Source organism: Halomonas stenophila (assembly GCF_014192275.1).
In the GTDB taxonomy this organism is placed as follows: domain Bacteria; phylum Pseudomonadota; class Gammaproteobacteria; order Pseudomonadales; family Halomonadaceae; genus Halomonas; species Halomonas stenophila.
This window is the reverse complement of sequence record NZ_JACHXR010000014.1, coordinates 57,826-71,462: the sequence shown is the minus strand read 5'-3', so window position 1 is coordinate 71,462 and position 13,637 is coordinate 57,826. Positions and strand designations below refer to the sequence as shown.

The 13,637-nt window shown below is 67.6% G+C and carries 14 protein-coding genes; 9 read left to right on the top strand and 5 right to left on the bottom strand.

The window, feature by feature from the left end:
• The first annotated feature begins 25 nt into the window (after positions 1-25).
• The 7 genes from FHR97_RS17585 to FHR97_RS17555 all read left to right on the top strand — a co-directional run bounded on the left by FHR97_RS17585 (position 26) and on the right by FHR97_RS17555 (position 6,878).
• Entirely contained in the window at positions 26-1,021 is a 996-nt protein-coding gene (locus FHR97_RS17585) for a zinc-dependent alcohol dehydrogenase family protein (RefSeq protein ID WP_183385097.1), read from the top strand.
• Positions 1,022-1,455: 434 nt separating this feature from the next.
• Positions 1,456-2,373 (top strand): 5-dehydro-4-deoxyglucarate dehydratase, encoded by a 918-nt coding sequence (kdgD, locus tag FHR97_RS17580; protein WP_183385096.1) that lies wholly within the window; start codon positions 1,456-1,458, stop codon positions 2,371-2,373.
• A gap of 40 nt (positions 2,374-2,413) precedes the next feature.
• Positions 2,414-3,682 carry a glucarate dehydratase family protein gene (locus FHR97_RS17575; RefSeq protein ID WP_183385095.1) on the top strand — a complete coding sequence of 423 codons (1,269 nt, stop codon included), beginning with the start codon at positions 2,414-2,416 and terminating at the stop codon, positions 3,680-3,682.
• 55 nt (positions 3,683-3,737) lie between these two features.
• Entirely contained in the window at positions 3,738-4,820 is a 1,083-nt protein-coding gene (locus FHR97_RS17570; RefSeq protein ID WP_183385094.1) for a TRAP transporter substrate-binding protein, read from the top strand.
• A 64-nt stretch (positions 4,821-4,884) separates the two neighbouring features.
• On the top strand, positions 4,885-5,397 hold the full coding sequence (locus FHR97_RS17565; RefSeq protein ID WP_183385093.1) for a TRAP transporter small permease subunit: 513 nt from the start codon (positions 4,885-4,887) through the stop codon (positions 5,395-5,397).
• Complete coding sequence (locus FHR97_RS17560; protein WP_183385092.1) at positions 5,397-6,713, top strand: TRAP transporter large permease; 1,317 nt, start codon at positions 5,397-5,399, stop codon at positions 6,711-6,713. Before FHR97_RS17565 ends, FHR97_RS17560 begins: the two co-directional genes overlap by 1 nt.
• Before the next feature lie 12 nt (positions 6,714-6,725).
• Positions 6,726-6,878 carry a hypothetical protein gene (locus tag FHR97_RS17555; protein ID WP_183385091.1) on the top strand — a complete coding sequence of 51 codons (153 nt, stop codon included), beginning with the start codon at positions 6,726-6,728 and terminating at the stop codon, positions 6,876-6,878.
• Here the strand turns inward: FHR97_RS17555 and FHR97_RS20650 are convergent.
• Positions 6,865-7,071, bottom strand: a complete 207-nt coding sequence (locus tag FHR97_RS20650) for a hypothetical protein (RefSeq protein WP_343065625.1) — start codon at positions 7,069-7,071, stop codon at positions 6,865-6,867. The genes FHR97_RS17555 and FHR97_RS20650 overlap by 14 nt on opposite strands.
• Here FHR97_RS20650 and FHR97_RS20645 point away from each other — a divergent pair.
• Both FHR97_RS20645 and FHR97_RS17545 read left to right on the top strand, forming a co-directional pair.
• On the top strand, positions 7,007-7,450 hold the full coding sequence (locus tag FHR97_RS20645; RefSeq protein ID WP_343065622.1) for an FCD domain-containing protein: 444 nt from the start codon (positions 7,007-7,009) through the stop codon (positions 7,448-7,450). The genes FHR97_RS20650 and FHR97_RS20645 overlap by 65 nt on opposite strands.
• Positions 7,341-8,849, top strand: a complete 1,509-nt coding sequence (locus FHR97_RS17545; RefSeq protein ID WP_343065624.1) for an aldehyde dehydrogenase (NADP(+)) — start codon at positions 7,341-7,343, stop codon at positions 8,847-8,849. Before FHR97_RS20645 ends, FHR97_RS17545 begins: the two co-directional genes overlap by 110 nt.
• Positions 8,850-8,888: 39 nt before the next feature.
• On the opposite strand, the gene FHR97_RS17540 is transcribed toward FHR97_RS17545, so the two are convergent.
• From FHR97_RS17540 to FHR97_RS17525, 4 genes are all read right to left on the bottom strand, one after another.
• Positions 8,889-9,971 (bottom strand): PA0069 family radical SAM protein, encoded by a 1,083-nt coding sequence (locus FHR97_RS17540; protein WP_246404118.1) that lies wholly within the window; start codon positions 9,969-9,971, stop codon positions 8,889-8,891.
• A gap of 130 nt (positions 9,972-10,101) precedes the next feature.
• Positions 10,102-11,709 (bottom strand): OpgD/OpgG family glucan biosynthesis protein, encoded by a 1,608-nt coding sequence (locus FHR97_RS17535; RefSeq protein WP_183385089.1) that lies wholly within the window; start codon positions 11,707-11,709, stop codon positions 10,102-10,104.
• A 201-nt stretch (positions 11,710-11,910) separates the two neighbouring features.
• Positions 11,911-12,288, bottom strand: a complete 378-nt coding sequence (locus FHR97_RS17530; RefSeq protein ID WP_221187851.1) for a hypothetical protein — start codon at positions 12,286-12,288, stop codon at positions 11,911-11,913.
• An 8-nt stretch (positions 12,289-12,296) separates the two neighbouring features.
• Positions 12,297-13,622 carry a sulfite oxidase gene (locus tag FHR97_RS17525; RefSeq protein WP_183385088.1) on the bottom strand — a complete coding sequence of 442 codons (1,326 nt, stop codon included), beginning with the start codon at positions 13,620-13,622 and terminating at the stop codon, positions 12,297-12,299.
• Positions 13,623-13,637 lie beyond the last annotated feature (15 nt).

The window sequence follows — 13,637 nt, the reverse complement described above, 5'->3', positions numbered from 1 at the left end:
TGATCCTCCAGAGGGAGAGCGTCCCATGAGCGAGATGCGCGCCATGCGCCTGCACGGCTCGAATCAGCCGCTGCGTTGCGAGTCTATTCCCATCCCCGAGCCCGGCCCCGGCGAGGTGCGGGTTCGGGTGCTGGCCTGTGGCGTCTGTCGTACCGACCTGCACGTGGTGGACGGCGAGCTCGAGCGTCCCAAGCTGCCGCTGGTGCCTGGCCACGAGATCGTCGGCGAGGTCGATGCCCGGGGCGAGGGCGTCTCGGAACTCACGGCCGGCCAGCGGGTCGGCGTGCCCTGGCTGGGCTGGACCTGCGGCGAGTGTCCCCAGTGCCGGGCCGGCCGCGAGAACCTCTGCGAGCGGGCCGCCTTCACCGGCTACACCCGGGACGGCGGCTACGCGGAGTACTGCGTCGCCGATGCCCGCTACTGCTTCCCGCTGCCGGCCGAGGATGCCCAGGCCGCCGCGCCGCTACTGTGTGCCGGGCTGATCGGCTATCGCACCTGGCGGCTCGCCGGGGGCGACACGCCGCGACGGCTGGGCATCTACGGTTTCGGCGCCGCGGCCCATATCCTCGTCCAACTGGCCCTGGCCCGCGGCCAGACCGTCTATGCCTTCACCCGGCCCGGCGACCGCGAGGCCCAGGCCTTCGCCCGGCGTCTCGGCGCGGCCTGGGCCGGCGGCAGCGACGAGACGCCCCCGGCGCCGCTGGATGCCGCCCTGCTGTTCGCGCCGGTGGGCGATCTCGTGCCCGCCGCCCTGGCCCAGGTGCGTCCCGGGGGCATGGTGGTCTCCGGCGGCATCCACATGTCCGACATCCCGTCCTTTCCCTACCGCCTGCTGTGGGAGGAGCGCCACCTGACGTCGGTGGCCAACCTCACTCGCCGCGACGGCGAGGAGTTCCTGGCGCTGGCCCCGACGGTGCCGATTCGTACCGAGACACGCGCCTACCCACTGGCGGACGCCAACCGGGCCCTCGACGATCTGCGCGCCGGCAGGCTCTCCGGCGCCGCCGTGCTGGTGCCCTGAGGGCGCCGTCAGGTGAAGCCCCTCCCGTCGGTCGCGTCGTGTCGGCCGCCTGGCCGGTCCGTTGACCGGGTTGATCGGGCGCCCGCCCTTCAGGGCCAGGATCGGGTTGTCCACGGTGCGCTGGGCATGGCAGTGCGGGTTTCCTGGGTGGTGGCCCCTTTTCCTGCGTTCTAAGTGGATGTCTGGCATCTGGACCGCCATGGTGACGTCGCGCTACCTGTCCCAAGCTCAGGCGCGATCGAGCGTTGCTTCGAGGCCGCATGTCGGCTCATGCAGAGCGTCTTGTACTTTGGTTGTAATTTGCGCTATCGGGCTTGCCCGACTCGGAATCCGTGATTAGCTTTGTGTTTGTATGATGTATGACAAAAAAGGGCTGTTGGCCTAGATCTTGAGGCGGTCGGGACCCCTGGCCCAGGCAGGCAGGAGGACGTTGCGTGAAGTTTTCCAGAGAAGCAGTGGTACAAGCGATCGGGGACGGCCTGCTGTCGTTTCCCATCACGGACTTCGACGATCAGGGCCGCTTCGACGCGGAGAGCTACCGGCGGCGGCTGGAATGGTTCGTCAGCCATGACATCTCGGCGGTGTTCGTGGCGGGTGGCACCGGGGAGTTCTTCAACCTCGCTCTCGACGAGTTCCGGGAGATCGTTCGCCTCGCCGTGGAGACGGTGGACGGCAAGCTGCCGGTGATCGCCAGCGCCGGCCTCAGCGTCGAGAGCGGCAAGGCCTTCGCCGCCGCCGCTCAGGAGGCCGGCGCCGACGGCCTCCTGCTGATGCCGCCCTACCTGACCGAGTGCCCCCAGGAGGGCCTGGTCGAGTATGCGCGGCGGATCTGCGATTCGACCGATCTAAACATCATCTACTACAACCGGGCCAACGGCTTACTGAATGCCGAGTCCGTCCAGGCCTTGGCCGAGGCGTGCCCGAACCTGATCGGCCTGAAGGACGGCAAGGGCGACATCCAGGCGCTCAACAGGATCGTCAAGACCGTGGGGGATCGGCTGGTGTACGTGGGCGGTGTGCCCACCGCCGAGATCATCGCCGAGGCCTACCTGTCCATCGGCGTGAATACCTATTCCTCCGCGGTGTTCAACTTCGTCCCCGACATGGCGGTGACCTTCTACAAGGAACTGCGCAAGGGCAATAGCGAAGCGGTCAAGCGAATCACCCTCGACTTCTTCCTCCCCTTCGTGGAGCTCAGGGATCGGCAGCCTGGGTATGCCGTCAGCCTGATCAAGACCGGCGCCGAGCTCATCGGCCGCCCGGCGGGCAGCGTGCGCGCGCCACTTTGCATGCCCACGGCCGAGGAGCGCGAGACCCTCGCCTCGCTGATCGAGGTGGCCGAAGGCCGGTAACCGCTCGTTTCATCATTTCTCGCCTCCCCCGGAGAAGGTTATGTCCCGCATCGCATCCGTCGTCGTCACCCCGATCGCCTTCCGCGATCCGCCCCTGCTCAACGTCAGCGGCATCCATGAACCCTGGGCGCTGCGCTCGATCATCGAGGTGATCACCGAGGACGGCCGCTATGGCCTCTCCGAGTCCTATGGCGACGAGCAGACGCTGTCACAACTGCAGAAGGTGGCCTCCCGTCTGGAGGGCGTCGATGTCTTCCATCTCAACGAGCTGAAGGCCATCGTCGAGCAGTCCGTTTCCCGCAAGTCTCAAGAGGGTGGCATTGAGCTGGCGCCGGGAACCAACCAGGCCACCACGGTGCCGCGCATCTTCGCTGCCTTCGAGGTCGCCTTCCTCGACCTGATGGGCAAGATCACCGGGCGCAGCGTCTGCGACCTGTTGGGTGGCAAGGTGCGCGACGCTGTGCCCTACAGCGCCTACCTGTTCTACAAGTACGGCCATCACCGGTTCGGCCAGGACGACTGGGTCGATGCCTGGGGCGAGGTGTTGACCCCCGAGGACGTGGTGCGCTCGGCCAGGCAGATGATCGACCAGTACGGCTTCCAGTCGATCAAGCTCAAGGGCGGGGTGTTCGAGCCCGAGCAGGAGCTGGCGGCGATCCGCGCCCTGCGCGAGGCCTTCCCCGAGCATCCGCTGCGCATCGACCCCAACGGCGGCTGGACGCCCGAGACCACCAAGCGCCTGCTCCCGCAGATGGAGGGGCTGCTGCAATATCTCGAGGATCCCGCCCCCGGCAAGGACGGCATGGCCGAGGTCCACCGGTCGGCCACCATGCCGCTGGCCACCAACATGTGCGTGATCGGCTTCTTCGACTTCCCCGAGGCCATCGCCAAGCAGTCCGTGGACGTGATCCTCTCCGACCACCACTACTGGGGCGGGCTCCAGGCGACCCGGGATCTGGCCCGCGTCTGCGAGACCTGGGGGCTGGGGCTGTCCATGCATTCCAACTCCCACCTGGGCATCAGCCTGATGGCCATGACCCATGCCGCCGCGGCGATCAACAACCTCACCTATGCCTGCGACACCCATTATCCCTGGCAGGAGGAAGAAGTCATCGTGGGCGGCAAGATCGCCTTCGAGGACGGCAGCGTGCGCGTCCCCGAGGCGCCCGGGCTGGGCGTCGAGCTGGATCGAGACGCCCTGCAACAACTGGCGCGCAACTTTCAGGAGTGTGGCATTCGTTCGCGCAACGATGTGAAGGAGATGCAGAAGTACGAGCCCAGCTGGACCGGGAAAGTACCTCGCTTCTGACGCCTCATGTGAGGCATTCCGATGTTGAACCGACAATAGCTACAAGGACACCAACATGCAGATTCGCACCTTGGCTCATTCCGTCACCCTGGCAACTGCCGCCCTGGCGTTCGCCGGTACCGTCCAGGCCGCAGAGGAATTGAAGGTCCAGACGTCCTTCAACTCGGGGGACTTCGCCTACCAGTACCTCCAGGAGAACTGGGTACCCAAGCTCGAGGAGATGACCGGTGGGGACGTCACCATCAACCTGATGCCCACCGGCAGCGTGGTGCCCTACAAGGAGACCATGGAGGCCGTGGCCATGGGCCTGTTGGATGGTGACATGACCGCCCCGGCCTACTTCACCGGCAAGGATCCGGCCTTTGCCCTGATGGGCGACCTGATCGCCGGCTACGACGAGCCCTCGCAGTTCCTCGACTTCTGCCAGAACGGCGGCGGTGAAGAGGTCCTTCAGAATGCCATCGACGCCCAGGTCGGCGACAAGGTACAGGTGGTCGGCTGCGGCCCCTACAAGCGCGAGGCCCTGGTGGCCGCGGTCCCCATCCGCAGCGTCGAGGATCTTCAGGGCGTGAAGATCCGCTCGCCGGAGGGCTTGGCGGCGGCCGTCTTCCAGCGTGCCGGAGCGACCCCGGTCAACATCCCCTTCTCCGAGGTCTACACCTCGCTGCAGCAGGGCGTGGTCGATGCGGCCGATGCCTCGGCCTACGTCAACAACGACGCCTCGGGCCTTCACGACATCGCCAAGTACCCGATCTATCCGGGCATCCACAGCATGTCGTCGCAGCAGTTCACCCTCAACCAGCAAACCTGGGAGTCGCTGAGCGAGGAGGACCAGCAGGCCCTTAGCCAGTGGTTCTACGATGCCTTCCACGACCTGGCCGACGCGGTGAAGGAGCAGGACGAGCAGCTGGTGGCCCGCGACAAGCAGAAGGATGACATGACCGTCATCGACTGGGCGCAGGAAGAGCGCGACCAGTTCCGCGAGATCGCCCGCGGCGCCTGGGAGGCCTTCGGCGAGAAGAGCGAGCTGGCGCAGCAGGCCCTCCAGGCTCATCTCGAGTACATGAAAGAGAAAGGTCTTCTCGAGGACGGTGCCGAGGTGGACGTCGCCGAGGCGTCTCAGGACCAGCAGGACTGACACCTTACCCTCCGGACCACGGCAACGGGCGTTGCCGTGGTCCTTTTTCTGACTGGAGTCTGCTATGCGACTACTCAGCCGACTGGCGGCGGGCATGGACCGGATCAGTGCCTTCATCGGCTATGCCTGTGCCGTGCTGTTCTTCACCTGCATCGTGCTGTCCGCCCTCGAGGTGGTCATGCGCTATGTCTTCGATGCGCCGACCCAATGGACCTTCGAGACGGTCATGGCACTGTGTGCCACCGGCTGGGTGATGACCAGCGGCTATGTCACCCAGCGCAAGCGGCACATCGCCATCACCATGATGGAGCTGGTGGTGCCCGCCCACGTGTGGAAGAAGATGGAGCTGGTCTCGTTGGGGGTGGCGATCTTCGCCCTGTCCGCGCTGATCTGGGCCACCTGGGAACCGGCGATGATGGCGCTGCATGGCGGCGAGCGCAGCGGCAGCTCGTTCAACCCGCTGCTGCCGGCCTACCTCAAGCCGACCCTAGTGGTGGGAGCCTTCCTCTATCTCCTGCAGCTGCTCGCCAACGTGGTCCACTGGTTCGAGGACCAGGCCAAGGGAGAGGCCGAATAATGGGTATCGAAGCCGTCACCCTGTTGATCGTGCTGGCCCTGCTGGCGCTGATGGCCTTCGGCATCCCGTTGGGGGTCACCACGCTGACGGTGTCGGTGGTCACCGCGCTGATCTACTACGGCCCGGATGGCCTCTTCCTGGTCGCGTCCAACGTCTATCACGTGCTCGAGAAGTACGAGCTGGTCGCGGTGCCGTTCTTCGTGTTCATGGCCAACGTGCTGGAACGCTCGGGCATCGCCCACTCGCTGTTCGACAGCATGTCGATCCTCGGGGGGCGCGCACGCGGCTCGGTGGCCGTGCAGACCTGCGTGGTCGCGGTGATCCTCGCCGCGATGAGCGGCATCATGGGCGGCGAGATCGTCATGCTGGGCCTGATCGCCCTGCCGCAGATGCTGCGCCTGGGCTACGACCGCAACCTGTCGATCGGCATCATCTGCGCCGCCGGCGCCCTGGCCACGCTGATTCCACCCTCGGTGGTGATGATCGTCTACGGCCTGGCCGCCCAGGTGTCGATCACCAAGCTGTTCGCTGCCGGCGCCGTGCCGGGCATGGTCCTGGCCGCCATCTACATCACCTATATCCTGATCCGTTGCCGCCTCAATCCGGCGCTGGCACCGATCAACGACATCCCCGAGACCGCGCTGCCGCTGTACAAGCGCCTCAAGTATCTCAAGGGGGCGGTCCTGCCGTTCATCCTGATCGGCTGCGTGCTGGGGGCCATCTACACCGGCATCACCACGGTGACCGAGGCCGCCGCCATGGGCGCAGTGGGGGCGATGATCGTTGCCGCGATCCTCAAGCAGTTCTCCTACCGGATGATCCGGGATGCCATGCGCCAGACGGCGCTGACCGTGGGCTCGATCATCTGGCTGGTGCTCGGGGCGGTGAGCCTGGTGGGCATCTACAATCTGATCGGGGGCGTCAGCTTCCTGACCAACTTCCTGCAGGGCCTCGATGTGCCGCCGCTGGCCGTGATCGCCATCATGATGCTGATCGTCATGGTGCTGGGGACCTTCCTCGAGTGGATCGCGATCATCTTCATCACCGTGCCGATCTTCGCTCCGGTGGTGGTGGGCCTGGGCTATGACCCGGTGTGGTTCGGCGTGCTGTTCGCCATGAACATCCAGATCTACTACCTCTCGCCGCCGTTCGGCCCGGCCTGCTTCTTCCTCAAGAGCGTGGCGCCCGAGGGCGTCGAGCTTCAGCACATCTTCCGCGCGGTGCTGCCCTTCATCGCCCTGCAGGTGGTCGGCATGGCGCTGGTGCTGTTCTTCCCGCAACTGGCGCTGTGGCTACCCAACCTGATGTTCGGCTAGGAGGTATCGATCATGAAGATGCGCAACGACGACCTGACCCGCCAGGACGACGAGCTGACCATCAGCGATTCACCGGAAGAGGTCAACCAGTTCCGCTTCGGCTTCTGGCCGGAGATCGCCGGCCTGGTGGCCACCGGCCTCATCATCTGGCTCATGTTGCTGTGATGAGGTGGCGCGGGGGCTGATACGCAACGATGACCGTCTCGAGAATCGTCTCGAGAATCGTCTCGAGAATCGTCTCGAGAAAGGGGAGTGACCATGCGCGATGCGTATCGATCGACAGGAGAAAGGCCGTGAGCGAGAAGGCGTCCCGGAAGGCGGACAGCGCCCGGCTGGAGTCGCTGGTGACCCGGATCACCTCAGGCCAGGGCAGCCTGGCCGTGCATGTCGCCGATCAGCTCGGGGCGCATGCCGCCAAGTCCCAGGCGAGAGTCGAGGACTTCGAGTTTCATCAAGCCATCGCCCAGGCGACGCAGAATCCCTTCTTCGATCGGTTCTTCGAACAACTGAGCGAGAGCATGCCCGGCACCTGTATGAGCAGTATCAGGAAAACCAAGGGAGACCCGCATGATACCCCAAGGTACCTCTTTGATCGGCCAGAAGGCCGTGACCGGCGGCCAGGCCGTCATCCGCACCATCGATCCCGCGACCGGCGTCCCCATTGCCCCCGACTATCCCGGTCTCGATCCGGAAGAGGTGGCCCGGGCCTGCCGGCTGGCCTGGGAGGCCTTCGATGACTATCGCGAGAGCTCCCTGGAAGCCCGCGCGAGCTTCCTGGAGACTATCGCCGCCGAGATCGAGGCGCTGGGCGATGCCTTGATCGAGCGCGGCATGGCCGAGACCGGCCTGCCCCAGGCGCGCCTGGAAGGCGAGCGGGGACGCACCTGCGGCCAGCTGCGCCTGTTCGCCTCGGTGGTACGGGCCGGCGAGTGGCTGGATGTGCGGATCGACCCGGCGCAGCCCGAGCGGCAGCCGATGCCACGGGTCGACCTCCGCCAGCGCCATGTCGCCCTGGGCCCGGTGGGGGTCTTCGGGGCCAGCAACTTCCCGCTGGCCTTCAGCGTGGCCGGGGGAGATACGGCGTCGGCACTGGCCGCCGGCTGTCCCGTGGTGGTCAAGGCCCATGCCGCCCATCCCGGTACCTCCGAGCTGGTCGGTCGCGCCGTGCAGGCCGCCGTGGCCGAGTGCGAGCTGCCCGAGGGCGTGTTCTCGCTGCTGTTCGGCGCGGGCAACGAGATTGGCCAGGCGCTGGTCGCCGACCCGCACATCCAGGCCGTCGGGTTCACCGGCTCGCGTGCCGGGGGACTGGCGCTGATGGCCACCGCCCAGGCGCGCCCCCAGCCGATCCCGGTGTATGCCGAGATGAGCTCGATCAACCCGGTGTTCCTGCTGCCCGAGGCGCTCAAGGCGCGCGGACAGGACATCGCGTCCGGCTTCGTCGCCTCGCTCAACCTGGGCGCGGGGCAGTTCTGCACCAACCCGGGCCTGGTGATCGGCGTGAAGGGGGAGGCGCTGGAGGCGTTCGTTGCCGCCGCCGGGGCGGTCGTGCAGAAGAGTCCTGCCCAGACCATGCTTACCCCGGGGATTCACGCCGCCTACGGGGATGGCGTCAGTCAGCTGGCCGCCGTGGCACGCGAGATCGCGCGGGGTGTCCCCGCCGTGGGCCCCCATGAGGGCCAGTCGGCGCTGTTCTCGGCCCGCGCGGCGGACTTCCTGTCCAGCGAGGCGCTGCAGGCCGAGGTCTTCGGATCGTCGTCGCTGGTGATCGAGTGCGAGGACCTCGACGAGATGCGTGCCGTGGCGGAGCAACTGGAAGGCCAACTGACCATCACGCTGCAGATGGACGACGCCGACCTGGAGGCCGCCCGCGCCCTCTTGCCGACCCTCGAGCGCCGCGCCGGCCGGGTGCTGGTCAACGGCTGGCCGACCGGGGTGGAGGTGTGCCATGCCATGGTCCACGGCGGGCCCTTCCCGGCCACGTCCGACAGCCGCACCACCTCGGTGGGCAGCGCCGCCATCCGGCGCTTCCTGCGCCCGGTGTGCTACCAGAACCTGCCGGAGGGCCTGCTGCCCGAGGCCCTGCGGGATGACAATCCCCTCAACCTGAGCCGCCTGGTCGATGGCAAGCGCGAGTGACGTACTCCCTCGCCGGCCGCGTCGCGACAGCGGACAGGGTCACTCGAAGAGCTCCCCCTGGCGCCGTGGCGGCCGGAAGGTCGTGGTATCCAGCGGCGCATCGCCGGGGAAGCCGAGCCGGCGGTAGGTCTTGCGAAAGCGCTGCTCGAGCAACTCGGCGAACACGCCCTGGCCGCGCATGCGGTGCCCGAAGCGGCCGTCGTAGGCCTGTCCGCCCCGGCACTGGCGGATCAGGCTCATCACCCTGGCCGCCCGCTCGGGGTAATGCTCGGCCAGCCAGGCCTCGAACAGCGGGGCGACCTCCCGGGGCAGGCGCAGCAGCATCCAGCCGGCATTGGTCGCGCCGGCCTCCCGGGCGGCCGTCATCAGCCGTTCCAGCTCATGGTCGGTGAGCCCCGGAATCACCGGGGCGACCAGGGTCCCCACCGGCACGCCGGCGCCGGCCAGCCGCGAGATCACCTTGAGGCGCGCCTCCGGCGCCGCCGCCCGCGGCTCCAGGGCACGCTTGAGGTCGCGATCGAGGCTGGTCAGGCTGACCATCACCCGCACCAGCCGGCGCTCGGCGAGCGCCGACAGCAGGTCGAGGTCACGCAGGATCAGCGCGCTCTTGGTGACCAGGGTGACCGGGTGGCGGCACTCCAGCAGGAAGGCCAGTACCCGGCGGGTCGTGCCACGCTCGGCCTCCAGCGGCTGGTAGGCATCGGTGTTGCCGGCGAGGTTGATCGACCGGCAGACGTAGCCCGGCCTGGCGAGTTCCTCCTCGAGCCGCTCGACCAGGCCGGAGCGGGCGATCAGGCGGGTCTCGAAGTCCAGCCCGGGAGAGAGGTCCCAGTAGGCGTGGCTCGGCCGGGCGTAGCAGTAGATGCAGCCATGTTCGCAGCCGCGGTACGGATTCAGGGAACGGTCGAAGGGCAGGTCCGGTGAGGTGTTCCACGCCAGGGCGCTGCGCGCGCGCTCCTCCGCCACCTCGGTGGCCAGCCGCGGCGGGGTGGCCTCCTGCCACCAGCCGTCGTCGATCGCCTCGCTGTGAGACGGCGCGAAACGATTGGCGGGGTCATAGGTGGCACCGCGACCCTTGTGCGGCAGCGAGGGATGACGAATGGCCATGGCGGCGTCGCTCATTATCTGTATCTATATGCAGTATAAAGGCGGCACCTCTGTCTGCAAGCCGAAGGCTCGCCCGGGGCCAAAGGCAAGCCCCCAGTGCCAGGTCACGAGTCCCCGCTACCGGCCGGTCGGGCAAGCGTGGCCCTCACAGGTGGGCGGGGTTGTGAAGCTTCCGCTCCTCGGCGGGCGGCGGCGTCCACTGGTAGATCCAGATCTCGGTCAGCGGTTGGTCGTCGCCCTCCAGATAGAGGCGCAGATTGATCGGCTCGGTGCCATCGTCCGGGGGAATGACATCGAACATCGCCCGATAGCCCTGGATCGCCTCCAGGGGGCGGGCCGAGGTGAGCTCGACGCGGCCCGCGGAGGTCTCGATGACCGGCTCGACCTCGAGGTCTGCCCGGTCATCGAGGGGGAAGGGGCCGCCCCGGAAGTCGACCACGAAGCGCCAGCTGAAGTACTCACGAGGCTGACCGACGACCCCGCCCAGGCCGGTGCGGGTGGCGACGCAGCGTGCCCGGGGCGGCTGGTGTGGCGGGTAGGCGTGCCAGTACAGGCGGTAGCCGAACCGCATCTCCTGGCCGGGTTCGGCGGGGGCCTCGGGGTGCCAGAAGGCGACGATGTTGTCGAAGGTCTCGTCGAGGGCCGGGATCTCCGTCAACTGCACCGAGCCGGCGCCCCAGTCGCCCTTGGGTTCGACCCACAGGCTGGGCCGGCGGTCGTAGAAGACGCCGTCGTCCTGGTAGTGGTCGAAGTCGTGGTCACGCTGGACCAGGCCGAAACCGCGGGGGTTGGTGTCGGCGTAGGCATTGAAGCGCAACTGGCGCGGGTTGGTGAGCGGGCGCCACAGCCATTCGCCATCGCCGGTGTGCATCGCCAGGCCGTCGGAGTCGTGGATCTCGGGACGCCAGTCCCAGCCGGCGTCGCGGTCGTTCTCGCCGACCAGGTACATGCTGGTCAGCGGGGCGATGCCCAAGCGCTCGATGCGCTGGCGTGGGTAGAGGGCGGCGTCCACGTCCATGACCACGCCGGCTTCCGGGTTACGGATCCGGAAACGATAGGCGCCGGTGACGCTGGGCGACTCGAGTAGGGCATAGACATCGACGGCCTCTCCGTCGCCGGGTCGCTCCAGCCAGAAGCGGGTGAAGTCGGGAAATTCCTCGGGGCGGTTCATGGCGGTGTCGATGGCCAGGCCGCGCGCCGACAAGCCGTATTGCAGGGAGTCACTGACCGCGCGGAAGTAGCTGGCACCGAGGAAGGCGGCGATATCCCGTTGCCAGTCGTCCCGGTGGTGGAGCCGGAAGCCGGCGAAGCCCAGGCGCTCGTCGAGTCTCTCGCCCTCGATGCCGGAGGCACCGAAGTCGAACATCGCCGGGTCGTAGGCGATCTCCTGAGCCTGGCCGTCGCGAAGGGTGTAGATCCTTACCGGCTGCTTGAAATTTCGGCCAAGGTGAAACAGCTGGGCCCGAAAGGGGGCCTCCTCGTCCTGGGCCCAGAGGGCGTGATCGGGACGAAAGCCGATGGCCTGGTACTGGTCCCAGCTCAGGTCCTCGAGTGTCGCCGGCAACTCGGGAGGGGCCTCCCGTGGGGGCTGCTCGGAGAGGCGACGGGCCAGGCCCTTGAGCCAGGCATGATCGAAGGGCTCGCGGGGGCCGGTGGTGGGGATTCGCCGTGAAGTAGCGGCGAGCAGGGGAGAGAGGGGCAGGAAGGCACCGCCGAGGATGGTGCCGGCTCTCAGGAAGTCGCGTCGATTCATCGTGGTCGTCCCTGGGATCGTGACTCCATGGTAACCAGCCGCCGACGATCCGATCTGGCTCAGGGTATGAACATCACCCGGAGCGATACCGCCGGCTGGCCAGTTCAGTGACAGGCGACTTCGGTGACAGACGATAGTGCGCCGAGGTTCCGGATTGCCCCGGGATCCATCGGCCGAGCGGCTGGAGGCTGGCCTGCTGGATCAGCCGGCATCATCGCCTGACGCGTAGGGGTTGTCCGGCATCAGTTGACGGGGCAGAGGAGGGCGCCGGGCGCCCTCCTTGGGGCCGTAATGCTCCGCCAGGTAATCGAGGATGGTGGCCTCCATCTCGGGTCGGAACTGCCACAAGCCCTGTGTCTCCTGCATCCAGCGGATGAGCTTCTCCCAATGGTTGCGCGAGCCGCTGTTCTGGGTGACCAGTTGGGCGGAATGGCAGACCGTGCAGTTGGCCTTGACCACCTCCCATCCCTCGGCCTTGACCAGGCCGCTCTCGGGGTCGGTCTCCTGGGCGGCCGCGCCCGGGGGAACGAGCAGGGCCAGGGCCAGCAGCAACGGCCGCACGGGTAGCGTGATCGTCATGGGACCCCCTATGCCACCTGGACGGCGATGCGGTGGCAGGCGTTGTTGAGATAGCCCTTGGGATTCCAGCCCGGTACCACCATCGGCTGGGCGCGTCCCTGGCTATCGGTGGCCCTGGCCCAGACCTCGTAGTAACCGGGTTCGGGGAACTCCACCGCGCTCGTCCAGCGCTGCCAGGCGAGCCGGTTGGGCGCCGCCTTGAGTTCGGCCGGCTGCCAGGTGGCGCCGAAATCGATGGAGACATGCACGGCCTCGACCGCGAGATCCCCGGCCCAGGCGTGTCCCCGCACCGTCAGCGGTTCGTCCAGGGAATGCGTGACGCCCGATTTCGGGAAGGTCACCAGCGACTTCACCGGCATGGACTGGATGGTCTCGAAGTCCTCCAGCGGCACCTCGGTGCCGGGCGCGACCGGATGCTTGGGCACGCTGTAGGAGGGCGCGCCCATCTTGGTGCCGTCGTGCTTCTGGTTGCGGATCACGATGCGGTTCAGCCACTTGCCCGAGACCGACCCCGGCCAGCCGCCGCAGACCAGGCGCAGGGGGTGGCCGTTGAGGTAGGGAATGTCCTCGCCGTTCATCGCCCAGGCGATCAGCGACTCGTCCTCCAGCGCCTTCGCCATGGGGACCCCCCGGGAAATGGGGTCCCGCTCGGGGTCGCCGCTGACATGGCTGTCGGCGCCGTAGTAGCCGATATAGACGGCGTCGTCGGCGATGCCGCAGGCCTCCAGCACGTCGCGCAGCCGCGCGCCGGTGAAGCGTGGACAGGCCACGGCGCCGGTGGTCCACTGGTTGCCGCTCGCCGAGGGCACGTACTCGCTGCGGCCGTTGCCGCCGCATTCCACCTGCAGCTGGTAGGTATGGTGCTCGAACGTCTGCTTGAGCTCGGCGATGGAGAAGCTCTGTGGATTCACGCAGGACTCCCCGGCGACCTCGAGTTGCCAGGCCTCGACGTCGATGGCCTCCACCGCCGGGGGGATGCCGTTGTTGCGCACGAACATGACCCGGCCGGGGGTCACGTCGTCGTCGAGCAGGTGGGGGGGCGTCTCGGCGTTGATGGGGCGGTCGTTGAGGACGGTCAGCCCCTCCTTGCCGGTCAGGCGGAAGGGTTCCTCGCTCTGGGCCAGGGCGGCGGGAATCAGGCCGCCGGGCATCTGGTGGGCGAAGGGGATGCTGCCCCCCACGGCCGCGGCCATGGCCAGCAGGCTGGAGCGCTTGAGGAAGCCGCGGCGGGTCACCGGGTCCACTTCACGATCCCACAGCAGCCTGTCGGCGGCCTCGGGGTCCTCGGCATAGAGCTCATGAAGGCCGCGGGTGCGTGGCGGTGTCTGGGTCATGGTGCTGACTCCTGG

Excerpts from the sequence above, each read along its gene's own strand:
- FHR97_RS17530 (WP_221187851.1), bottom strand. The coding sequence starts at position 12,288 with ATGACGATCACGCTACCCGTGCGGCCGTTGCTGCTGGCCCTGGCCCTG.
- FHR97_RS17535 (WP_183385089.1), bottom strand. The coding sequence starts at position 11,709 with ATGAATCGACGCGACTTCCTGAGAGCCGGCACCATCCTCGGCGGTGCC.
- FHR97_RS17540 (WP_246404118.1), bottom strand. The coding sequence starts at position 9,971 with ATGAGCGACGCCGCCATGGCCATTCGTCATCCCTCGCTGCCGCACAAG.
- FHR97_RS17575 (WP_183385095.1), top strand. The coding sequence starts at position 2,414 with ATGTCCCGCATCGCATCCGTCGTCGTCACCCCGATCGCCTTCCGCGAT.
- FHR97_RS17525 (WP_183385088.1), bottom strand. The coding sequence starts at position 13,622 with ATGACCCAGACACCGCCACGCACCCGCGGCCTTCATGAGCTCTATGCC.
- FHR97_RS17565 (WP_183385093.1), top strand. The coding sequence starts at position 4,885 with ATGCGACTACTCAGCCGACTGGCGGCGGGCATGGACCGGATCAGTGCC.
- FHR97_RS17555 (WP_183385091.1), top strand. The coding sequence starts at position 6,726 with ATGAAGATGCGCAACGACGACCTGACCCGCCAGGACGACGAGCTGACC.
- FHR97_RS17570 (WP_183385094.1), top strand. The coding sequence starts at position 3,738 with ATGCAGATTCGCACCTTGGCTCATTCCGTCACCCTGGCAACTGCCGCC.
- FHR97_RS17585 (WP_183385097.1), top strand. The coding sequence starts at position 26 with ATGAGCGAGATGCGCGCCATGCGCCTGCACGGCTCGAATCAGCCGCTG.
- FHR97_RS17560 (WP_183385092.1), top strand. The coding sequence starts at position 5,397 with ATGGGTATCGAAGCCGTCACCCTGTTGATCGTGCTGGCCCTGCTGGCG.